Raw genomic sequence first — 21,480 nt, forward strand, 5'->3', positions numbered from 1 at the left:
GAGGCCGACGCGCAGCGTGCGCATGACAAGATGGTCGGGTGAGCATGTTGGGCGGAATCCCCCAGGAGCAGGGCGAGAAGATCGCCGACTACGCGACGTATCCCGCCGCGCAGAAGGCCGTCTCGCAGCTCGTCGAAGCAGACATCCCGGCGCGCGACATCGCGATCGTCGGCCATGGCCTGCGATCGGTGGAGACCGTCACCGGCCGCCTCGGCTACGCCGCCGCCGCGCGATCGGGCGCCATCAACGGCATCCTGCTCGGTCTCCTCTTCTCCGCGATCTTCGTGCTGGGCACGCCGAACGCCGCGATCCAGCTCTTCGTGGGCGTCATGCTCGTCGGCATCGCCCTCGGGATGCTGATGAGCATCGTCACCTACTCGATCGTGCGCCGCCGTCGCGACTACACCTCCGTCACGCAGGTGCTCGCCGACCGGTACGAGGTCACCGTGCTGCCACGCAGCATCCATCGTGCGCGTGAGGTCGTGGGCCGGACGGTCGCGCCCGCGCCGGCGCACCCCGTGCACCCCTCGCCGGCCGCGCCCGCACCCGGGCCGGCCGCACCTCCCCAGTACGGAGAACGGATCGATCCGCCGCAGTATGGCGAGCGCATCGACGGCGAGGGCCGTCCGGCCGCCGCGCCGGACGCACCCCCTTCCGACGAGGACCGCGACACGGGGTCGGCCGCCGCGGAGCGGTGATGGAGGTCGCGCTGCCCGCGGGCGTCGTCACCGTCTCGACCGCGCTGTCGGCGGCGGAGAGCCCCTGGGCGGTCATGGCCCTGGCTCACGGCGCGGGCGCGGGCATGGACCATCCGTTCCTGATCGGGTTCGCCGATGCGCTGGCCGCGGAGGGGGTCGGCGTCCTCCGCTTCGCGTTCCCGTATGCGCAGGCGGGGCGGCGGATGCCGGGACCGGCCGCTCATGCCGTCGCCGCGTGGACCGCGGCCGTCGCCGCCGCCGGCGCGGCGGTCGCCGGGGTCCCGCTGTTCGCGGCGGGAAAGTCCTACGGGGGGCGCATGGCGTCGATGGCGGCCGCCGACGGCGTGATCTCGCCCGCCGGACTCGTCTACCTCGGCTACCCGCTGCATCCGCCGGGCGCCCCGGAGAAGCTGCGGGCGGCGCACCTGCCGTCCGTCGCGGCGCCGCAGCTGTTCGTCGAGGGGACGGTCGACCCGTTCATCCAGCCGCGGGCGCAGTTCGAGGAGGTCGTCGCGACGTGCCGCGACGCCTCGGTCGTGTGGGTAGACGGCGGCGGGCACTCCTTCGAGGTGAAGGGACGCCGACGTCCGGCCGCCGAGGTGGGCGCCGGCCTCGCGGCGTCGGTGGTGCCGTGGCTGCGCGCGCAGGCGCGGGATGCCGCGATCAGCTCGTGACGGCGCGTCCCGCGATCCAGGCCTCGACCTCGTCCGCCGTGCGCGGGATCGCGGCCGAGAGGTTCACGGGGCCGTCCGCGGTCATGAGGACGTCGTCCTCGATGCGCACGCCGATGCCGCGGTACTCCTCCGGAACGGTGAGGTCGTCGATCTGGAAGTACAGGCCCGGTTCGATGGTGAACACCATCCCCGGCTCGAGCACGCCGTCGTAGTACATCTCGCGGCGTGCCTGCGCGCAGTCGTGCACGTCGAGACCGAGGTGGTGGCTCGTGCCGTGCACCATGTAGCGGCGGTGCTGCCCACCGGCGTCGGCGTCGAGGGCTTCCTCGGCGGTGACGGGAAGCAGACCCCACTCGGCGACGCGCGCGGCGATCACGCGCATCGCGGCCTCGTGCACCGCGCGGAACTTCACGCCGGGTCGGGCCGCCGCGAAGGCGGCGTCGGCGGCTTCACGGACGGTCTCGTAGATCGTGCGCTGGATGGGGGAGAAGGTGCCGTTCACGGGAAGCGTGCGGGTGATGTCGGCCGTGTAGAGGCTGTCGACCTCGACGCCGGCGTCGATGAGGATGAGATCGCCGGGCACGACGGCGCCGTCGTTGCGCGTCCAGTGCAGGTAGCAGGCGTGCGGGCCGGACGCGGCGATCGTGTCGTAGCCCTCGCCGTTGCCGTCGACGCGTGCGCGGTGGTGGAACACGCCCTCGACGGCGCGCTCTCCGCGCGGCGTGGCGATGATGCGCGGCAGGTCGGCGACGATGTCGTCGAATCCGCGGGCGGTCACCTCCACCGCGAGGCGCAGCTGGGCGATCTCGTACTCGTCCTTGATGAGTCTCAGCTCGGACACGAAGCGGGTCAGCTCGTCGTCCTCGTCCAGGACGAGGTCGCCCTCCCCGGGCGCGAACGCGTCGATGTGGGCGGTCGCGATGCCGAGGTCGCTCGCGACGCCGTCCAGCGCCGGCCGCGGCCCGATCCAGAACTCGCCGATCGTCGCATCGCCGTAGAACTCCGCGGTGGTGCGGTCGGCGCGCTCGCGCAGGTAGAGGGTGACATCGTGGCCCGAGCCATCGGCCCGCGGGTCGAAGACGAGCACCGACTCGGGCACGCTGTCGCTCGCCCAGCCGGTCAGGTGCGTGAAGGCCGAATGGGCGCGGAACGGGTAGTCGGTGTCGTTCGACCGCTGCTTGTAGGTGCCGGCGGGCAGCACGAGGCGGCGCCCGGGGAACGCGGCGGACACGGCCGCGCGGCGTGCGGCGGTGTAGGGCGCCTGCTCGCGCGGCGGGGGAGTGAGGTCGGGGCGATCCGCCCACCCGGTCGAGATCGTCTCGAGGAAGCCCCGCGGGAACGGCTGCTTGCGGTTGGTGTTCTCGGTGGAGGTGACGGCGGTGTCGGTCGTGGCGCTCTCGCTCGTGCTCATGCCCTCCAGTCTCGCACCTCCGCTCACCCGTCGGCGGGCTGTGTGGCGTCGCGCACGTCGTATTGCACGATCAGGGGGCGGTGGTCGCTGCCGCTCGCGTCGAGGGAGCCGAGCACGACCGATCCGGTCGCCTCCCAGCGGTCGGTCGCCATGATGTGATCGATCGGCGTGCCGAGGAGGGCGGGCCACGCCGTCGACCAGGTGCCGACCCCGCCCGAGCCGGTCTGCGCCGCGGCATCCGTGCAGCGTCCGAGGTCGCCCCCGTCGACGCCCAGTCGCGCCATGTGATCGACCGTCGCATTGAAGTCGCCCGCCATGATCACGTCGTCGCTGGCGCACTGGTTCGCGACCCACTCCAGGTCGCCCCGCCAGTCCTCCATGCGGTCCTGGCGCGGAGCGACCGCGTGCACGGCGACGATCGTCGGCCCGCTGCCGTCGACCGGCATCGCCACCACGCTGGGCACCGCGGAGGTGTTGGTCGCGCCGTCGGAGGTGGACGCGACGACGGCGTAGTCGCCGAGCGTGGGCGAGATGAGCAGCGTCGTCGAGTTGGCGGCCCAGTCGGGGTAGCCGGGACGCTCCCCGTAGTTCTCGTGGTGGGCCCACATGGGCGAGCCCATCTCGCGCATCGCGATGGCGACCGCCTCGCCCGTCTCGATCGTCGTCTCGGGGAGGGCCACGATGTCGGCGCGCATCGCGACGGCCGTCTGGGCGATCAGCTGCGCGTCGGTCGCGGCGCCGGCGGTGTTCCAGGTCATCACGCGGATGGACGTGTCGGTGGGCTCGGGGAGCGTGCCCGACCCGAGGCCCCGCGACAGCAGGATGCCGCCGTTCACGAGGCCGGCGACGAGGGCGATGATCGCGATCGTCCCGGCGAACGCCCGCAGCGGCCGCGCGAGGGCCAGCAGCAGCCCGAGCACGAAGACGACGCCGAAGACGATGACGACGACCCCGCGCAGGGAGACGATCTGCGCGAACGGGAAGGTCTGCTCGAGGCGGAAGAACTGCGGCCAGGTGACGACGGCCGCGGCGATCGCCGCGGCCACGGTGATCAGGATTCCGAACAGGCGCAGCACGTCAGGACTCTACGACAGTGCCCCTGAGAGTTCCCGGACCGTCGCCTCGACTCTGGCTACGCGCCGCTTCGTCCCGGCCTCGTGTCCGCGCCGACGGTACGCTCGTGGCATGGTCGTGTCGCAGGGGGAGCATCGGGCGCTCCGATTCCGCGGGCCGAGCGACCTCCACCTGCACTCGGACCACTCCGACGGCACGGAGCCGCCGGCCCGGGTGATGGCCGCCGCGCACGCCGCCGGACTGCATACCGTGGCGCTGACCGATCACGACACGACCTCCGGCTGGACCGAGGCGGCCGAGGCGGCCGGCTCGCTCGGGATGACGTTCCTCCCCGGCATGGAGCTGTCGGCACGGCACGAGTGGCGCAGCATCCATGTGCTGGCCTACCTGTTCGACCCCGAGCACCCCGGCCTGCGCGCCCTCACCGACCGCATCCGCCACTCGCGCCTGACGCGGGCGCAGACGATGGCGGAGCGCATCGGCCGCGACTACGAGCTGACCTGGGACGACATCGTCGCCCAGACGGCCGTGGGGGCCACCGTGGGGCGTCCGCACCTGGCCGATGCGCTCGTCGCGCGCGGCTACGTGCGCGACCGCGGTGAGGCCTTCGCCGGCATCCTGCATCCGGGCAGCGACTACTACGTCGACCTCTACGCCCCCGACCCCGTGACCGCGGTCGCGACGGTGGTGGATGCCGGTGGTGTCCCCGTGATCGCGCACCCCGCGGGGCGCGGCGGGCTCCTGCCCGAGCCGCTCATGGACCGGATGCTCGCGGCCGGCCTGGCCGGCTTCGAGCTCGGTCACCGCGAGAACCGGGAACCGGCGCTCGGCGCACTGCGGGAGCTCGCGCAGCGCCGAAATCTGCTCGTGACGGGATCGAGTGACTACCACGGGCTGGGAAAGCCCAACCAGCCGGGGGAGTTCACCACAGACGACAACGTGGTCGCGCGCATCATCGCCGCCGCCAGCGGGAGCGACCCCGTCTTCCCCTGACGTCGCGTACTCCGGATGCAGCAACCCACCCCCCTCGAACGGCGGATCGACGCCGCGGCCCACCGGCTGCTGCGCGGTGCTCCGGAGAGCGGCATCCGTGCCTTTCTCGTCGAGGCGGCGGTGTTCGTGGTCAAGCAGGCGTGGGCGTGCGTCTTCGGCGCCGCGCTTCTCGCGGTCATCGTCGCGGCCCGGCTGTGGTGGCCCGACGATGCGGCGCTCGCCCGCAACGATGCGCTGACGATCGCCGCGGTGCTCATCCAGATCGGGATGCTGGTGGGGCGCCTCGAGACGGGGCGCGAGCTGTGGGTGATCGTGCTGTTCCACATCACCGGCACCGGGATGGAGCTGTTCAAGACGGACGTCGGCTCGTGGTCGTACGCCGCCGAGGGCGTGCTGCGCCTCGGGGGCGTGCCCCTGTTCAGCGGCTTCATGTACGCGGCCGTCGGCTCGTACATGGTGCGGGTCTACCGCCTCTTCGACCTCAGCTTCGTGCGCTACCCGCGTCGGTGGGTGACCACGATCGTCGCGGCGCTGATCTACGTCAACTTCTTCTCGCACCACTACGTCTGGGACCTGCGCTGGCTGCTCCTGCTGGCCGTCGCCGCGCGGTGGCTGCCGACGGTGATGCACGCGCGCATCTGGCGGCGGACGCTCCGGCTGCCGCTGCTCGCGGCCTACGCCGGGGTCGCGCTGTTCATCTACCTCGCCGAGAACATCGCGACCTGGGCCGGGGCGTGGCTCTACCCCGACCAGCTCGACGGATGGCACCCGGTGTCGCTCACCAAGCTCGTGTCGTGGTTCCTGCTGATGATCGTGTCGGTCGTGATGGTCACGTGGGTGTACCCGCCCCGACCACCGTCGGCGACGCCGGGGTCGCGGAAGTCGCGGAAGAGCCCGGTGTGAAGGCGGGGAGGCTGCGTTCGGGGACGATGGTGTAGTGACGGCCCGTGGGCGAGGTCCATTCGAGCGCGCCGGAGTGGGCCGTATCGGTGAGCGGGCGCACGCGCCAGCCGCCGTGGTGCTTCACGGTGTGGTGCCCGCGGCACAGGGGCGCGAGGTTGGTGAGTGCCGTGTGACCGCCGTCGTCCCACGCGACGGTGTGGTCGAGGTCGCACCGCTCGGCGGGGACGCCGCAGCCGGGGGCCATGCAACGTGCTGCCCGCCAGCGGGCGAGCCGCTGGAGGGCCGGTGGGGGTCGGTAACGTTCGCGTCCGACGGAGAGGACGGCGCCGGTGTCGGGATGGGTGAGCACCCGCATCCACCCGTCCGTGCCGCCGCACAGCTCCCGTGCCCGCTGAATCGGGATCGGTCCGACCCCGTCGACGACCGCGGCCCCGCAGTCGGGAAGGGCGGCGTCGAGCAACGCGAGAGCGGGAACGGTGACGACCACGGTGGCGCGGATCCCGCGGGCAGCGTCGGGGTGCGCGGCGCAGGTGCCGTCGATCAGCAGGTCGCCGAGGACATCGGCACGTGCCTGGTCCCGCGTGCGATCGTCGCGGGCATCGGGGTCGCCGGCGACGACGGTCTTCGCGATCGCGGTGAGGCGAGCGTGGATCGCGTGGGCCTCGACCGCGGGCAGGTAGGCGGTCAGCCAGGCCATCCCGTCGTCGGCGGGCTCGATGAACACCCGCCGCTCTTGCAGGGCGCGCTCGTGACGGTCGGGGAGGGTCTGCACGCGGACCTGATCGATCAGCGCCCGTAACCGTCGTCGGAACGTGCCGACCGGCTCGGCTTCCGCCAGCTCGATCGCGCGTGGCAACACCGTGTCGCTTTCGGCCGGGGTCAACGGGTCGAGCAGGTCGATCAGCACCTGCACGTGCCGTTGCGTCACCCGCGCCGCGGCGAGCGCGTCCAGAGCCGCCGGGTAGCGGGTCTCGAGCACGTGCGCGTGCGCGATCAGCTGCCCCGCGCCCTGCTCGGTGATCCGCAACGCTGCCGCAAGCTCCAGGCGGATCGCCCGCTCCGCCACGTCGACGAGCCCCCGCCCGGCGGCATCCGCGAGAGCCTCCCGCCGGTATGCCGCGACCCGTCGGTAACGCTCCGCGGCGAACACCGCGACCATGGCGTCGGCATCGCAGATCAATGCCACGGCATCGGGAGGAGTCCACCCCGGATCACACGGGAACGGATCGTCGTCGGGCGCATCCGCCCCGCCGGGTGAACCCGGAGAGGAGTGACCGTCGACGACCTTCATGACCCGACGCTATCGGCGACCTCCGACATCCAACCCGGTGTCGGAGGCGGCCGGGCGGGGCCGCATCAGGCTCCGGCGACGGGGGGCGTAGCGGGAGCGCCACCCCCGGAACCACGCCGACGGCGGCGGCGGCGCGCGGGCGCGGGCTTGCCGTCGTGGTGCTCCGTGCCGGCGCCGTCGTGCGTGCCGGCACCGTCGGCCGAGCGGGGGGCGTCCACGGTCGAGACGGCGGCGGCATCCGTGCTCTCCGACGCGCCCTCCGCGAACGTCGCGCCGACCACGGACGATCCCGAACGGCGCCGACGGCGACGGCGGGTGCCGGCCTCGGCGGATCCTTCCGCCGCGGCATCCGTGGCGCGCTCCGGGGCGGGGCGCTGCGTGCGCACCGTCTCGGTCTTCGGCGCCTTCGCGAGGCGGCCCTTGGTCCCGGCGGGGATGTCGAGGTCGGTGTAGAGGTGGGGACTCGACGAGTAGGTCTCGACCGGCTCGGGCTGACCGAACTCGAGCGCGCGGTTGATCAGCGCCCACTTGTGGAGGTCGTCCCAGTCGACGAACGTGACGGCGATGCCGGTCTTGCCCGCGCGGCCGGTGCGTCCGGCGCGGTGCAGGTAGGTCTTCTCGTCGTCCGGGATGGTGTGGTTGATGACGTGGGTCACGTCGTCGACGTCGATGCCGCGCGCGGCGACGTCGGTCGCGATGAGCACGTCCTTCTTGCCCGCCTTGAAGGCGGCCATCGAGCGCTCGCGCGCCTCCTGGCTCATGTCGCCGTGGACGGCTCCGGCGTTGAAGCCGCGGTCGTTCAGCTCGTCGACGAGCTTCTGGGCGGCGCGCTTGGTGCGCGTGAACACGACGGTCTTGCCGCGACCCTCGGCCTGCAGGATGCGCGCGATGACCTCGTCCTTGTCGAGCGAGTGCGCCCGGTAGACGAGGTGCTTGATGTTCGCCTGCGTCAGACCCTCGTCGGGGTCGGTGGCGCGGATGTGGATCGGGTTGCTCATGAACCGACGGGCGAGGGCCACGATCGGTCCCGGCATGGTGGCCGAGAACAGCTGGGTGTGGCGCACCGGCGCCACCTTCTGGAAGATCTTCTCGATGTCGGCCAGGAAGCCGAGGTCGAGCATCTTGTCCGCCTCGTCGAGCACGACCTCCACCGCGCCCGACAGGTCGAGCAGTCGCTGGTTGTTGAGGTCGATGAGGCGGCCGGGCGTGCCCACGACGATCTGCGCGCCGGCCTTCAGCTGGTCGATCTGCCCCTCGTAGGCCTTGCCGCCGTAGATCGCGACGACGCTCGTGGAACGGTTCTGCGTGAGCATGTCCATGTCCTCGTAGACCTGCACGGCGAGCTCGCGCGTGGGGACGACGATGAGCGCCTGCACGCCCGGAGCCGGGTCGAGTCCGAGGCGCTGGACGACCGGGATGCCGAAGCCGAAGGTCTTGCCCGTGCCCGTCTTGGCCTGGCCGATGATGTCCTGGCCGGGCAGCCCCAGGGGGATGGTCTGCTCCTGGATGGGGAAGGCGTCCACGATGCCCTTGGAGGCGAGCGCCTCCACGATGTCGGGGTCGATTCCGAGCTCAGCGAATGTCGTCACGATACGTGCCTGTCTGGCGGTGAGAAGCCGCCGGTGAGGAGGTCCACGCCTTCTACTCATCCGCAGGCGCGGGGGTCCCGATCCGTCGCCGGGACCAGACCAGCCTAGCGGAGCGGGCGCCGCGTCCCTCGGAAGCGGCGCCGCGACCTCTAGGCTGGGGACGTGGTGACCTGGCCCTGGCAGCGGGAGCGCACCGTGGCGCGCACGCTCCGCGTGCGTTCGCGCGGCGACTTCGGAGACGTCCGACGTGTGGACTTCGAGGAGCTCGCGCCCGACGTCGACACGTTCCTCGGGCAGGCCGCCTACCTGCAGCTCGGGTACTTCGAGACCCTCAGCGAGCTGATCGCCCCCACACCGGAGCTCACCCAGAAGGAGTCGATCTCCGTGGCGGCCGGTGCGGCGCTGCAGAAGCACCGCGCCCTCTTGACGATCATCCGCGATCGCGGCGACGACCCGCTCGATCTCATGCTGCCCTTCCGCGAGCCCCTCGACGCCTTCCGTCGGGCGACCCACGGCGCCCGGCATCTGGAGACGATGCTGTCGGTGCACATCACCGCGGGGATGCTGGACGACTTCTACCTCGCGCTGTCGTCGAGCTACGGCTCGACGGGACGCCGCGTCGCCGACGTGCTGCGTGCCGACGACGACCGGCAGGCGCTGGCGGGCATCCTCGCGGATGCGATCGCCGCCGACGAGCAGTGGAAGTCGCTGCTCGCCCTCTGGGGGCGACGACTCGTCGGCGACACGCTGCTCATCGCGCGCGGCGCGCTGCGGCCGCAGACCCTCGACGCTGCGGAGGAACGCAAGGTCGAGCCGGTGTTCACCGACCTGCTCGGCGCGCATTCTCGTCGTATGGCCGCGATGGGCCTCGACGCGTAGCGGCCCGGAGCCGGGCTCAGGAGATCTTGAGGCGCAGACGTTCGCGTGCGTCGTGCGTGGCACGCCGACGCGTCAGCACGGCCAGCACGGCCGGGACGACGATGACGGGGACGGCGAGCGAGACGATCCACAGCCAGGGGCTCAGCGTCGTCAGACCCGCCCAGGTCAGGACCATCCAGACGAGGCCGCCCAACAGCGCGCCCAGCACCGGCGCCAGCGCCGCACCCCGCGAGGTGCGCCCGGGCATCAGGTAGTGGAGCACGCCGCCGTAGGCGCCGCCGAAGATGAAGGCGAGGAGGATGTCCACGGTGCGGGGACTCGCGATCAGGCGACGAAGCCGACGCGGCGGGACTCCTCGGTCCCGACCTCGATGAAGGTGATGCCCGCGGTGGGGACGATGTACGTGTTGCCCTTGACGTCCGTGAACGTGACGAACGACTCGTCCGAGGCGAGCGCCTTCTGGACGGTGGTCGTCACGGCCTCCGCCGACAGGGCCGACTCGAAGCTGAGCTCTCGGGGGGTGTTCGCGATGCCGATGCGGATCTCCACGGTGACTGTGCCTCACTTCTCGTCGTGACCCGGCCGCCGAGGGCGATGCGGGGCGGGCCGGTGCGCCGGCCGCATGTCGACTCTACGACACCGCCGCGGGGCCCGGATCGCCGTTCGGGCCCCGCGGCGCTCGCTGTGCGCGAACGCCTGTGTCGGCGCTTCCGGCTACCGTGAAGAGCATGGATGGTGTGACGTGGGATGCCGCGCAGCGCGCCGTCATCGACCTTCCTCCCGCGGCGTCCGGTGTGGTCGTCGGCGCGCCCGGGTCGGGCAAGACGTCCACGGCGATCGCGCGCGTGGCCGCGCTGCTGCGCGAGCGTGATGAGGTCACCGGGCAGGGCGTCGGCGACGGCGGCGGGCCGGTCCTGGTGCCCGAGGAGATCGTCGTGCTGACGCCGTCGCGCACCTCGGCGACCGCTCTGCGCGACCGGCTCGCTCTCGCCGTCGGCATCCCGACCCGAGGTGCGCTCGCCCGCTCGGTGGTCGCCTTCGCCTACCAGATCGTGCGCGCGCACGCCGTCCATTCTGGCGCCGAGACCCCGCAGCTCCTCACCGGGCCCGACGAGGATCAGCTGATCGCCGACCTCCTCGACGGCGACGCCGCCGACGAACGCGAGGGCCTGATCCGCTGGCCCGCCTCGCTGCCCGCACCGGTGCGCGCGACCCGCGCGTTCCGCGCCGAAGTCCGCGCGCTGCTGGCCGAGTGCGCGCAGCTCGGGGTGTCGCCGGCCCGACTCGCCGACCTGGGCGCGCGCGACGACGTCGCGGAGTGGCGGGCCGCGGCATCCTTCGCGCAGGAGTACCTCGATGCCCGCGACGGCATGCGTCATGCGCATCGCGATGCCGCCGGCCTCGTCCGGGAGGCCCTCGGACTGGTCCGCACCCTGCCCGCGGGCGCGCCGGGCGTGGCGGCGGTGGAACGGCTTCGCGTGATCGTCGTCGACGATGCGCAGGAGCTCACCCTGGGCGGGGTCGAGCTGCTCGAGGCTTGCCGGGCGCGGGGGATCGCGGTCCTGGCGTTCGGCGATCCCGATGTCGGGTCGGGCACGTTCCGCGGGGCCAGCCCCGAGAACTTCGCGCGCCTCGCCGCGCGCTCGCCCCTCCACGTCCTCACCGAGGTCCACCGCGGCACCGCCGGCCAGCGCCGACTCGTCGCGGGCATCACCGGGCGCATCGGCGCCGCGGGCGTCGTGGCCCACCGGCGCCCGCCCGCCGGGGCCCCCGTGGAGGGTGACGACGACAGCGTCCGTGCCCTGACGGCGCGGTCGACCGCAGAGGAGCACGACGTCATCGCCCGCCTGCTCCGTGAGCGGCATGTGCACGACGGCGTGCCCTGGGCGCAGTGCGCCGTCATCGCGCACGACAGCCGGCAGGTCGCGACCCTGGAGGCGGAGCTGGCCGCCCGTGAGGTGCCCACGCGCACCAACGGCCAGCGTCCGCTCGCGCAGGCGCGCGCCGTCGCGGACCTGCTGCGCGTCGTCCTGCTGGCCGACGTCGATCCGAGCGGATGGAGCCTCGACGACGCGATCGATGCGCTGCGGGCCGGCGGCATGGATCCCATCGAGATCCGGCGGCTGCGCACGGCGCTGCGCCACAGCGCTCTGGCGGCCCGATCGGGCGACGATGATCCGAGCGACGCGCCCGAGCCGACCAGCGGCGAGCTCCTGGTGTCGGCGCTCGCCCATCCGGTCGCGTTCGCCCTCCTCGACACGCGGGAGGGCCGCCGCGCCGAGCGGATCGCGACGACGCTGGCGGCGGTGCGCGCGCAGTGGGAGCTCGTGCGCACGGGGGGCGCCGACAGTCCGACGGCGCACGAACTGCTCTGGTCGGGGTGGGACGGCCTCGGCGTCGAGCGGACGTGGGCGGCCGTTGCGTCCGGCTCCGGACCCCTCGCGGCCCAGGCCGGGCGCGAGCTCGACGCCGTCGTCGCGCTCTTCCAGGCCGCCAAGCGCCACGGCGAGCGCGCCGACGGCACCTCGCCGGCCGCCTTCCTGCGCGGTGTGCTCGACTCCGACGTCGCGGAGGACCGTCTCGGCGACGGCGCCGTCGTGGATGCCGTCAGCATCCTGACGCCGGCCGGCTCCCTCGGGGCGGAGTTCGACACCGTCGTCGTCGCGGGGGTGCAGGACGGGATCTGGCCCAATCTGCGTGCGCGCGGGGGACTCCTGCAGACCTGGCGGCTCGCGGGCGCGACGCTCAGCGATCGTGGCGAGGTCGGCGTCGGCGCCCTCGACCGGCGCCGAACCGTCCTCCACGACGAGCTCCGTCTGTTCGCCCGGGCCTGCTCGCGCGCCCGGCGACGGCTGGTCGTCACGGCCGTCGACGACGACGACACCGGCCCCAGCGCGCTGTTCGAGCTCCTGCCGCCGCGGCAGACGGCGGCACGGTCGGCCGAACACCCGCTGACGCTGCGCGGGCTCGTCGCGCAGCACCGCCGCACGCTCACGGAGGGCGCCGCCGGCGGGCACGGCATCCGCGGCGATCGGTCGTCGTCGCGGGAGTACGCGGCCTCCCAACTCGCCGCCCTCGCCGCGGCGGGGGTTCCCGGAGCGGCACCGGACCAGTGGTACGGGATCGCCCCCTCGACGTCGTCGGCGCCCCTTCGCGATCTGACACAGGAGGACGTGCGGGTCTCGCCGTCGCGCCTGCAGACGCTCGAGGAGTGCCAGCTCAACTGGCTGCTGTCGGATCTCGGTGCCGACACCGGCGGCGCAGTGGCCGGTCTGGGCACGCTCGTGCATGCCGCGATGGAGCACGCCGAGGGCAGCGACGAGGAGGCCCTGTGGGCGGTCGTCGACGCGCGCTGGGGCGAGCTGGAGTTCGAGTCGGCGTGGCGCGATCGCGCCGAGCGGGCGAGGGCGCGCGAGCTCGTGCGGCGATTGGCGGTCTACCTGCGACGCTTCGATGCGGCCGGCGGCACCCTCATCGGCGCCGAGCCGCATTTCGAGGTGGCCGTCGCCCTCGACCCGCCGGGTCCGCACGGCGCCGTCGTCAGCGGCTACATCGACCGCGTCGAGCGCACGGCGGCCGACGAAGTCGTGATCGTGGACCTCAAGACCGGCAAGCGCGAGCCGCAGACCGACGCGAAGGTCGTGGACAACCCGCAGCTCGCCGCCTACCAGCTCGCGCTGGACGCCGGCGCCATCCCCGAGGCGCGGGGCCTCGTCGCGGGCGGTGCCAAGCTGCTCGTGCTCCGGCCCACCGCCGCGACGAAGGACTACGTCGAACCGCGCCAGCCTCCCATGGACGACCAGGCCCGCGACGCCTTCCTCGGTCGCGTGCGCGCCGCCGTCGAGGTCATGAGCGGCACGGCGTTCTCCGCGCCCTACGAGGAGCACTGCCGCGACGACTACTCGTACGGCCTGTGTCGCATCCACACGGTCGGCGCGGTGAGCGCCTCGTGACATCGGTCAGCCCCGCCGCTCTCGCCGCCGCCCTCGGTCAGTTCCCGCCCACACCCGAGCAGGCGCGCGTGATCGCCGCGCCCCTGGCGCCGGCTCTCGTCGTCGCGGGAGCGGGCAGCGGCAAGACCGAGACGATGGCGGGACGCGTCGTCTGGCTGGTCGCCAACGGCCTCGTCTCCCGCGACGCGGTCCTGGGTCTCACCTTCACCCGCAAGGCCGCCGGCGAGCTGGCCGAGCGCATCCACCGCCGGCTGCACCGGCTCGCCGAGTTCGAGCGGCGGGGACTGGTCCCGCACCTCGACGCCCTGCACGCCGCGGGACGCCTAGATGCGCTCGGCGAGCTGGAACGCTCCGGAGCGCCCGAGGGGAGGCGCCACGATCTGCTGGCGGAGCTCGCCGCGGCATCCGGCGCGGTCCCCGTCCCGGCGGACGAGGGGGCGGACAGTCTGCTCGATCGGCCCGCCGTCGCCACCTACAACAGCTTCGCCGACGCGATCGTCCGCGAGCACGCCGTGCGGCTCGGGCGCGACGCCGAGGCCGCCGTGCTCAGCGAGTCGGCGGCGTGGCTGCTGATGCGCCGCGTCGTCCTCGACGCCGACGACGTGCGCCTGGAGGGCCGCGAGGAGGCTCTGCGATCGATCGTGGACGGCGCGCTGCGCATCGCCCGCGACGCGGCGGACAATCGGGTCGATCTCGACGAGCTCGCCCTCTTCCCCGCCCGGTTCGCGGACGTCCTGCAGCGTCCGTCCACGTCCGCGCGGGTCACGGTCTACGCCGATGTGGCGAAGGCCGCCACGGCGGTGAGTGGGCTGGAGGTGCTCGTCGACCTGGCCCGCGAATACGGGCGGCGCAAACGCCGGCTGGGTGTCATCGACTTCTCGGATCAGGTGGCGGGCGCGTGCGACATCGTCGACGCGCATCCGGTCGTGGGGGCCGAACTGCGCGAGCGCTACCGCGTCATCCTGCTCGACGAGTACCAGGACACGTCGGTGGTGCAGACGCAGCTGCTGGCGGCGGTCTTCCGGGATGCCGCCGTGATGGCCGTCGGCGACCCGCATCAGTCGATCTACGGCTGGCGCGGTGCGAGCGCCGGCAACCTGGGCGGGTTCGCGAGCGCCTTCAGCACCGACGACGATGCCGGCATGTACGCGCTGATGACCAGCTGGCGCAACAGCGTCGACGTGCTGACCGCCGCCGGCGCCGTGCTTGCCCCTCTCGCCGAGCGCGTTCCGGTGCCGGTCGCGCCGCTGCGGCCACGCCCCGGCGCCGAGCGGGGCCATGTCGAGGTGCATCTCGACGGCGACATCGACGCCGAAGCCGACCGGGTCGCGGAGTGGTTCACACGGGTGCGCAGCGAACGCGAGGGCGAGGGGCGCCCCACGACGGGGGCGGTGCTGCTCCGCAGCAAGAAGCACATGGTCCACTTCGCCGACGCGCTCGGGCGCCGCGGCATCCCGCATCGGATCCTGGGACTCGGGGGACTGCTGTCGACTCCGGAGGTCGTCGACGTCGTGTCCGCGCTGCGAGTGATCAGCGACCCGCGCGCCGGATCGGCGCTCATCCGTCTGCTGGCCGGTCCGCGGTGGAGGATCGGCGTCGCCGACCTGCGGGCGCTGGCGGAGCTGTCGCGCCGCATCGCGCGACACGACGCGGCGCTGCAGCCGCTGGCCCCCGAGGTCGTCGAGCGGATGCGCGCATCCGCCGGCGACGAGCAGGGCTCACTCGTCGACGCGGTGGACTTCTTCCTGCGCCACGGACCCGATCACGGGTGGCTCGCCGACATCACCCCTCCGGCCCGTGAGCGGCTGCGCGACGCGGCGGCCGTCTTCGCCGGGCTGCGGCGGCAGGCCGCCCTGCCGATTCCCGAACTGGTGCGCATGATCGAGCTGGAACTGCGCCTGGACATCGAACTCGCCGCGAACGAGGCCCGCGGTCCCGCGCGGGTGGCGAGCGATCAGCTGCGCGCGTTCGTCGACGAGCTGCACGGCTTCCTCGCGACGGACGAGCGCGGGTCGCTGCCGAGCCTTCTGGCGTGGCTCGACCACGCCGAGCGGCTCGACGAGTTCGCGCCGCGCACGGAGCCCCCGGAGGACGACGTGGTGCAGCTGCTCACGATCCACGGGTCGAAGGGACTCGAATGGGATGCCGTGGCCGTCGTCCGCCTGGTGGAGGACGAGCTGCCCACGCGGCCGAAGGACACGCGCGGCTGGCTCGGCTTCGGCGTGCTGCCCTACGAGTTCCGCGGTGACGCCGAGTGGCTCCCCGAGCTGCGCTGGCGGGCGGATCAGGCGCCGACCCAGCAGGACCTCGCCGCCGCGCTCGCCTCGTTCGTCGACGCCGGTCGTGCCCGCCAGCTCGAGGAGGAACGCCGACTCGCGTATGTGGCGGTCACCCGCGCCCGCGATCATCTGCTGTTGACGGGGTCGAGCTGGTCGGGAACCCGGTCGGCGCGCAAGCCCAGCCCGTTCCTCCGGGAGATCGCCGATGCCCTGGGCGCGGCGCTGGAGGTGCCGGAGGATGCGGGGGAAAACCCGTTCGAGGGCAGGCGCAGGATGCTGCAGTGGCCGCTCGACCCGCTGGGGGCGCGCCGCGAGGTCGTCGAGGCGGCGGCCGCCGCGGTGCGAGCCGCATCCGCGGCCGATCCGCCCGCCGCACCGTCGCGGGAGCTCGCCCTGCTGCTCGCGGAGCGCGACGCGCGCGAGCATCCCGTGCGCCCTCCCGCCCCGGTGCGCATCCCGGCGTCGCGCTTCAAGGACTACCTCGGCGATGCCCCCGCCCTCGCGCGCCCGCTGCCCGAGCGGCCCTACCGTCAGTCCCGGCTGGGGACCAGGTTCCATGCCTGGGTGGAGCAGCGCTCGGGGCTGGTCGGCGACGGCACGTCGCCGGACGACGTGCTCTGGCACGACGACGACGAGCTCGCCCACGGCGACGGCGTCGGCATGACATCGGAGAGCGACGCCGACCTGCGACGCCTGCAGGAGGCCTTCCTCGCCTCCGAGTGGGCTCGGCTGCAGCCGCTGGAGGTCGAGACCGAGATCGACGTCACGATGGCGGACGCGCTGGGCGACGGCAGCCCGCACGTCGTGATCTGCAAGCTCGACGCCGTGTACCGCCGCGGGGACCGCATCGAGATCGTCGACTGGAAGACGGGGCGCGCACCGCGCACCGCCGCCGAGCGCGAGGAGCGTATGGTCCAGCTCCGCCTGTACCGCGCCGCCTATCACGCGCGGCACGGCGTCCCGTTGGAGTCGATCGACGTCGTGCTCTTCTACGTCGCGGACGGACTCATCCTGCGCGACTGAACGCCGGCGGGACGGGGACGGCCGCGCGGGCGGGACGGGCTCAGGCGGTCCCGGTCCAGCGGCGAAGCGCGTTGCGCGCCGCCGTGTCGCGGTCGATGTCGTCGGCGCTGACCGGCGCACCGTCTTCGGCGGGGGCGAGGTCGTCCTCGCGCGCTGCGGGCGCGGTCACGGGGACATCGGCGGTGTGAACCGGCACGCGGCCGGTGGCCGCCGGCGCGGCGGACCACTCCGACAGCTCGATCGGGATGGTCTCCAGATGACTCGTCTCCGCCGAGCCGGCCTCGTTCTCGTCGGCGAGGAAGGCGGCGAGGGTGTCGGGGTCGAAGCTGTCGGTCTGCATGGACGTGTCGGCGGCGTCGCCGGCACCCGCCGGAACCCGCTGCGTCGCGGCGAGGGCCTCGTCGAGGGTGACGTCGTCGCGCGCGCGCACCGGCTCGTCGCGGACGCTGGCATCCAGCGACTCGAGCAGGGCCACGGCGTCGCCGACGACGGTGCGGTCGCCACTCTCGTGACCGTGGACGAGCCACTTCGCGAACTCGAGCTCGGCGTGCAGACGGGCGCGCTCGGAGAGCAGCGAGTCCGGCGCCCGATGCGAGCGGCGCGCGTACTCGTCGAGGACGTCGGCCTGGGCCGCCGGCGCCGAGGCCGTCCAGCGGAGGTCGATCGCCGGATCGCCGACGCCCAGCCCGCCCCACGACAGCAACCCGGTCACGACCGGTGCGCCGTCGGCGTCGTCCTCGAAGACGAAGGATGCCGGGTCGACCCCGCCCAGCACGACCGTCGTCTCGAACCGCCAGAGCGGGTCGGAGCCGAGCGCCGTGCTCCAGCGCCGCAACAGCCCGAAGGGCAGCAGTCCGGTCGCCTCGGCGCGGTCCAGCAGTCGTTCGGCCTCGTCCCGCACCTGCCCGGACGTGAGCATCGGCAGGCCCGCGTCGCGGATCACCGTGACGGGCAGGTCGTGCACGGCCGCGATGGCCGCCGCGAGCGCGGTCGCGATGCCGCGTCCCGACGGCACGTGTGCGGCATCCACGCGGTAGCCGGGAAGGAGGGACTGCACGAGCGCGGCGCGGCCGTCGACGCTCGTCTGCCCGAGCACGTCGGGGGCGCCGAACGGGAGCACTCCGCGCACGCCCGCCGTCAGAGAGATCAGGGCGCGCGCCTCGGCCAGCAGGTCGTCCTGGGCCTCGTCGTTGACGGGAACGCGCACCACGACGCGCCGATCGTCGTCGAGGGTGGCGATGGCGCTGTCGTACCGGCCGGAGACGCCCTCGGTCAGCGGCGCCACACCGACCACCGCGACGCGAGGCAGAGCCGACGTGACCGACGCGGCTAGAGTGAGTGGTGAGCGTGCCATGCCCCCAGGGTAGGTGTGCCGCGCCCCGTCCCCGTGTGCGCCACGCCCGTCGAGGAAGGTCCCGGATGTCGCCATCGGCCGAGCCGCCTGTTTCCGTGCGTCTGCCCGCGCTCGCGCGCGGCGGCATCGATCGCTGTGCCGAGGAGCGCAGCGATCCCGACCTGCTGGAGCGATTGCGCGCCGACCCGTCCTCCCGCGTCGTCGCCGTCCGCGGCGACCGCGCTCCGGTGGATGCCGCCGGAGCCCTGCAGCTCGTGCCGGTCGACGCGATCCGGGCAGACGTGCAGTGGGCGTTCCTCGGCCGGGGAGCAGCCGGCGCCGCCGTGCTGCTCGCCGCGGCGGGGGCCGACGAGGCCGACCCGGTGCGGGAGGACCGTGCGGCGGACGCCGCCGCACCGCTCGTGTGGGCGTCGCTCCGCGCGATCGGCGGGGAGCTCTCCGCCGTCGACGCCGGATTGCTCGTCGAGGCGGTCGCCCTGGCCCGCTGGCTCGTCGACGCCCCGTTCTGCTCCCACTGCGGAGCGCGCACCGTGCAGCGTGCCGCCGGGTGGGCGCGCCATTGCCCGGTGTGCGGACGCGAGCACTTCCCCCGCACGGACCCCGCGGTGATCGTCGGGGTCGTCGCTCCCGAGGGCGAGAGCCTGCTGCTGGGTCGCAACGCCCTGTGGGGCGATCGCAACCTGTACTCCACCTTCGCCGGGTTCGTCGAGGCGGGCGAGTCGCTCGAGTCGGCGATCGTGCGGGAGGTGCACGAGGAGGCCGGTGTCGCGGTCGAGGCGTTGCACTACCGCGGCTCGCAGGCCTGGCCGTATCCGCGGTCGCTCATGCTCGGCTTCCACGCCGTGGCCGTCGATCCGGCGGCCGCCCGGCCGGACGGCGAGGAGATCGTCGATGTGCGCTGGTTCGACCGCGACGAGATCCGTGCCGCGCTCCGCGGCGAGGGGGACGTGCTGCTGCCCGGGACGGCCTCCATCGCGCATCGGCTGATCGCCGACTGGGCGGGGGAGACCGCGTGAGCGCACGCGCGCTGATGGGCCTCGACGATCAGCAGCGCGAGGCGGCGGCGCTGCTGCGCGGCCCGGTGTGCGTGCTGGCGGGCGCGGGCACGGGCAAGACCCGCGTCATCACCCACCGCATCGCGCACGGCGTCGACACCGGCGCCTACTCGCCGTCGCGGGTCATGGCCGTGACCTTCACGGCGAAGGCGGCGGGGGAGATGCGGGGGCGCCTGCGCGCGCTCGGCGTCGAAGGCGTCGCCGCACGGACCTTCCACGCGACGGCCCTCGCACAGCTGAACTTCTTCTGGCCGCAGCTGGCCCGCGACACCGCCCCGTCGATCATCGACAACAAGGTGCGTGTGCTGGGGCAGGCCGCCGACAGCCTCGGTCTGCGGCTGGACGGCACGACCCTGCGCGACGTGGCCAGTCGCATCGAATGGCGCAAGGTCGCGATGCACACGATCGATCAGGATGCCGCCGCGCACCCCGAGGGACTCGGTCCCGCGCTGGACGCGAACGCCCTCGCCGAGCTGCAGCATCGGTACGAGAAGGTCAAGGACGAGCGCCGGCAGTTGGACTTCGAAGACGTCCTGCTCGCGTGCGCGGGCATGCTCGAGTCGGAGCCGCGCGTCGCGGCCGCGGTGCACGAGCAGTACCGGCATCTGACGGTGGACGAGTTCCAGGACGTCTCGCCGGTGCAGTACCGGCTGCTGGAGCTCTGGCTCGGAGACCGGCGCGATCTGTGCGTCGTCGGCGACGCGAGCCAGACGATCTACTCCTTCGCCGGCGCCGACCCGCGCTACCTCCTCGACTTCGCCGACCGCTTCGAGGACGCCACCGTGGTGCGGCTGGAGCACAACTACCGCTCCGACCCCGCCATCCTCGCGGTCGCCAACGCGCTCATGCGCGGTCGGCCCGGAGCGCTGGCGCTGCGTTCGGAGCGGACGGCCGGGGTGACGCCGACCGTCACCGGCTACGACGACGACGCGGCGGAGGCCGAGGGCGTGGCCGCCGCGATCGCGGCGCAGCGCGACGCGGGCATCGAGCCCCAGGACATCGCGGTGCTGTACCGCGCCAACGCCCAGTCGGCTCCACTGCTGGCCGCTCTCGCGGCGCGCGGCATCCCCGCGACCGTCCTCGGCGGCAAGCGCTTCTTCGACCTCCCCGAGGTGCGCCAGGCGGTGCTCGCGCTGCGCGGCGCCTCCGTGGCCCCCGTCGAGTCCGGGTTCGTCGCGGCGGTGCGCGATGTGCTGCGCTCGCTCGGCCTCACCGAAGACCCGCCGCCGGCGGGCGGGGCGCTCCGCGACGCGTGGGAAGCGCGCGCGGCGGTGATGCGGCTGGCGGAGCAGGCGCCGGAGGGCATGACGCTGCGCGCCTTCACCGACGAGCTGATGGCGCGTGGGCGCGATCAGCACGAACCGACGCTGCGCACGGTCACCCTCGCCACGCTCCACGCGGCGAAGGGACTGGAGTGGGATCACGTCCACCTCGTCGGGCTGGCCGAGGGCCTGCTGCCGATCTCCTACGCGACCGGGTTCGAGGAGATCGACGAGGAGAGACGCCTCGCCTACGTCGGCATCACGCGGGCCGCGCGGTCGCTCTCCCTGAGCTGGTCCCAGCGCTCGGGGGCGCGGCAGCGGCAGCGGTCGCGATTCCTTCAGGAGATCGGCACAGGCAGCGTTCGTGCGGCCGATGGACGCGCCACGAGCGGCGCGCGCGGGCGGCGCTGAGCCCCACGGAGAGCGTCGGCCGCACCTCGCCGTCCGGCTCGGCCGGGAGCGCCGCGGCCTCGCGCAGGAGGCGCCCGGCGAGCAGCGCCGCCTCGACGAGGAGCGCGGGGTCGGTGCGCACCGGCTCGCGGCCGAGCAGTTGCGCCGCCAGCAGCGGCCACTGCGGATCCTCGTCCGCGCGGTGCGCGTGCAGGCAGGAGGTGCACGCCGTCCGGCCGGGCACCACGACGGGGCCGACGCTCACGCGATCGCCGGCGAGCTCGATCGGCACGTGGGTGACGTCTCCGCGCATCAGGCGGGAGGCCCGCCGCGGATCGAGCAGCCGGTGCGCGACGACGATGAGCGGGATGCCGGGCTGCGGCACACCGCAGTCCCACCGTGAGACGCCGTCGTGCGCGAGTGCCGCGGCATCCCACCCCGCCGTGAGCGACACGAGCTCCGCGTGGGCGAGCGTGGCGGGGACCTCGACCTGCACGGCCAACGCGGGAGGATCCTCGCGGGTCAGCACCGTCGAGAGCCGGGCCGTGAACTCCTGCGCTTGTGCGGCGGTCGCCCCGAAGCTGCGGGCGAGCGGCACCAGCATCGCGTCGGGGATCCCGTCGGTCAGCGCGTCGAGGAGCCGCTCCTGCCA

16 protein-coding genes are annotated in these 21,480 nt (G+C 73.5%); 9 read left to right on the forward strand and 7 right to left on the reverse strand.

Annotated elements, in window-relative coordinates; all coding sequences use genetic code 11:
* Positions 1-44: 44 nt before the first annotated feature.
* On the forward strand, positions 45-698 hold the full coding sequence (locus L0965_RS11220) for a general stress protein (protein WP_232784056.1): 654 nt from the start codon (positions 45-47) through the stop codon (positions 696-698).
* A complete protein-coding gene (locus L0965_RS11225; RefSeq protein WP_101306069.1) occupies positions 698-1,372 on the forward strand; it encodes an alpha/beta family hydrolase in 675 nt (224 codons plus the stop codon). The genes L0965_RS11220 and L0965_RS11225 overlap by 1 nt, the downstream gene beginning before the upstream one ends.
* Here the strand turns inward: L0965_RS11225 and L0965_RS11230 are convergent.
* Complete coding sequence (locus L0965_RS11230; RefSeq protein ID WP_101306070.1) at positions 1,362-2,783, reverse strand: aminopeptidase P family protein; 1,422 nt, start codon at positions 2,781-2,783, stop codon at positions 1,362-1,364. The genes L0965_RS11225 and L0965_RS11230 overlap by 11 nt on opposite strands.
* 23 nt (positions 2,784-2,806) lie before the next feature.
* Positions 2,807-3,859 carry an endonuclease/exonuclease/phosphatase family protein gene (locus L0965_RS11235; RefSeq protein ID WP_061782243.1) on the reverse strand — a complete coding sequence of 351 codons (1,053 nt, stop codon included), beginning with the start codon at positions 3,857-3,859 and terminating at the stop codon, positions 2,807-2,809.
* Positions 3,860-3,968: 109 nt separating this feature from the next.
* Here L0965_RS11235 and L0965_RS11240 point away from each other — a divergent pair, with 109 nt between their 5' ends.
* Together L0965_RS11240 and L0965_RS11245 are read left to right on the forward strand one after the other, a co-directional pair.
* Entirely contained in the window at positions 3,969-4,850 is an 882-nt protein-coding gene (locus tag L0965_RS11240; RefSeq protein ID WP_101306071.1) for a PHP domain-containing protein, read from the forward strand.
* Between the two features lie 15 nt (positions 4,851-4,865).
* Complete coding sequence (locus L0965_RS11245; RefSeq protein ID WP_234057987.1) at positions 4,866-5,753, forward strand: DUF817 domain-containing protein; 888 nt, start codon at positions 4,866-4,868, stop codon at positions 5,751-5,753.
* Here the strand turns inward: L0965_RS11245 and L0965_RS11250 are convergent.
* Positions 5,680-7,044, reverse strand: a complete 1,365-nt coding sequence (locus L0965_RS11250; protein WP_232784028.1) for an HNH endonuclease signature motif containing protein — start codon at positions 7,042-7,044, stop codon at positions 5,680-5,682. The two genes, L0965_RS11245 and L0965_RS11250, sit on opposite strands and share 74 nt — an antisense overlap.
* Positions 7,045-7,109: 65 nt before the next feature.
* Positions 7,110-8,633 carry a DEAD/DEAH box helicase gene (locus L0965_RS11255; protein WP_061782242.1) on the reverse strand — a complete coding sequence of 508 codons (1,524 nt, stop codon included), beginning with the start codon at positions 8,631-8,633 and terminating at the stop codon, positions 7,110-7,112.
* A 162-nt stretch (positions 8,634-8,795) separates the two neighbouring features.
* Between L0965_RS11255 and L0965_RS11260 the strand changes: the two genes are divergently transcribed.
* Positions 8,796-9,512, forward strand: coding sequence for a ferritin-like fold-containing protein (locus tag L0965_RS11260; RefSeq protein WP_101306073.1), 717 nt, complete (start codon positions 8,796-8,798; stop codon positions 9,510-9,512).
* Positions 9,513-9,528: 16 nt separating this feature from the next.
* On the opposite strand, the gene L0965_RS11265 is transcribed toward L0965_RS11260, so the two are convergent.
* Both L0965_RS11265 and L0965_RS11270 read right to left on the reverse strand, forming a co-directional pair.
* Complete coding sequence (locus tag L0965_RS11265; RefSeq protein ID WP_101306074.1) at positions 9,529-9,819, reverse strand: hypothetical protein; 291 nt, start codon at positions 9,817-9,819, stop codon at positions 9,529-9,531.
* A 17-nt stretch (positions 9,820-9,836) separates the two neighbouring features.
* Entirely contained in the window at positions 9,837-10,061 is a 225-nt protein-coding gene (locus L0965_RS11270; RefSeq protein WP_060960173.1) for a DUF3107 domain-containing protein, read from the reverse strand.
* A gap of 179 nt (positions 10,062-10,240) precedes the next feature.
* On the opposite strand from L0965_RS11270, the gene L0965_RS11275 reads away from it, so the two are divergent.
* Together L0965_RS11275 and L0965_RS11280 are read left to right on the forward strand one after the other, a co-directional pair.
* Entirely contained in the window at positions 10,241-13,465 is a 3,225-nt protein-coding gene (locus tag L0965_RS11275) for an ATP-dependent DNA helicase (RefSeq protein WP_232784029.1), read from the forward strand.
* Positions 13,462-16,767 (forward strand): ATP-dependent DNA helicase, encoded by a 3,306-nt coding sequence (locus tag L0965_RS11280; RefSeq protein ID WP_101307212.1) that lies wholly within the window; start codon positions 13,462-13,464, stop codon positions 16,765-16,767. The genes L0965_RS11275 and L0965_RS11280 overlap by 4 nt, the downstream gene beginning before the upstream one ends.
* Positions 16,768-16,807: 40 nt before the next feature.
* Here L0965_RS11280 and L0965_RS11285 read toward each other — a convergent pair whose 3' ends face one another.
* Complete coding sequence (locus tag L0965_RS11285) at positions 16,808-18,121, reverse strand: phosphotransferase (protein ID WP_101306076.1); 1,314 nt, start codon at positions 18,119-18,121, stop codon at positions 16,808-16,810.
* A 65-nt stretch (positions 18,122-18,186) separates the two neighbouring features.
* On the opposite strand from L0965_RS11285, the gene nudC reads away from it, so the two are divergent.
* Both nudC and L0965_RS11295 read left to right on the forward strand, forming a co-directional pair.
* Entirely contained in the window at positions 18,187-19,137 is a 951-nt protein-coding gene (gene nudC / locus L0965_RS11290; RefSeq protein WP_101306077.1) for an NAD(+) diphosphatase, read from the forward strand.
* Complete coding sequence (locus L0965_RS11295) at positions 19,134-20,849, forward strand: ATP-dependent helicase (RefSeq protein ID WP_101306078.1); 1,716 nt, start codon at positions 19,134-19,136, stop codon at positions 20,847-20,849. The genes nudC and L0965_RS11295 overlap by 4 nt, the downstream gene beginning before the upstream one ends.
* Positions 20,850-21,480: the final 631 nt, after the last annotated feature.

It is taken from the genome of Microbacterium sp. NFH-22A-Y (assembly GCF_021401375.1).
Lineage (GTDB): Bacteria > Actinomycetota > Actinomycetes > Actinomycetales > Microbacteriaceae > Microbacterium > Microbacterium hominis.

Excerpts from the sequence above, each read along its gene's own strand:
- L0965_RS11225 (WP_101306069.1), top strand. The coding sequence starts at position 698 with ATGGAGGTCGCGCTGCCCGCGGGCGTCGTCACCGTCTCGACCGCGCTG.
- L0965_RS11245 (WP_234057987.1), top strand. The coding sequence starts at position 4,866 with ATGCAGCAACCCACCCCCCTCGAACGGCGGATCGACGCCGCGGCCCAC.
- nudC (WP_101306077.1), top strand. The coding sequence starts at position 18,187 with ATGTCGCCATCGGCCGAGCCGCCTGTTTCCGTGCGTCTGCCCGCGCTC.
- L0965_RS11285 (WP_101306076.1), bottom strand. The coding sequence starts at position 18,121 with ATGGCACGCTCACCACTCACTCTAGCCGCGTCGGTCACGTCGGCTCTG.
- L0965_RS11240 (WP_101306071.1), top strand. The coding sequence starts at position 3,969 with ATGGTCGTGTCGCAGGGGGAGCATCGGGCGCTCCGATTCCGCGGGCCG.
- L0965_RS11275 (WP_232784029.1), top strand. The coding sequence starts at position 10,241 with ATGGATGGTGTGACGTGGGATGCCGCGCAGCGCGCCGTCATCGACCTT.
- L0965_RS11250 (WP_232784028.1), bottom strand. The coding sequence starts at position 7,044 with ATGAAGGTCGTCGACGGTCACTCCTCTCCGGGTTCACCCGGCGGGGCG.
- L0965_RS11220 (WP_232784056.1), top strand. The coding sequence starts at position 45 with ATGTTGGGCGGAATCCCCCAGGAGCAGGGCGAGAAGATCGCCGACTAC.
- L0965_RS11230 (WP_101306070.1), bottom strand. The coding sequence starts at position 2,783 with ATGAGCACGAGCGAGAGCGCCACGACCGACACCGCCGTCACCTCCACC.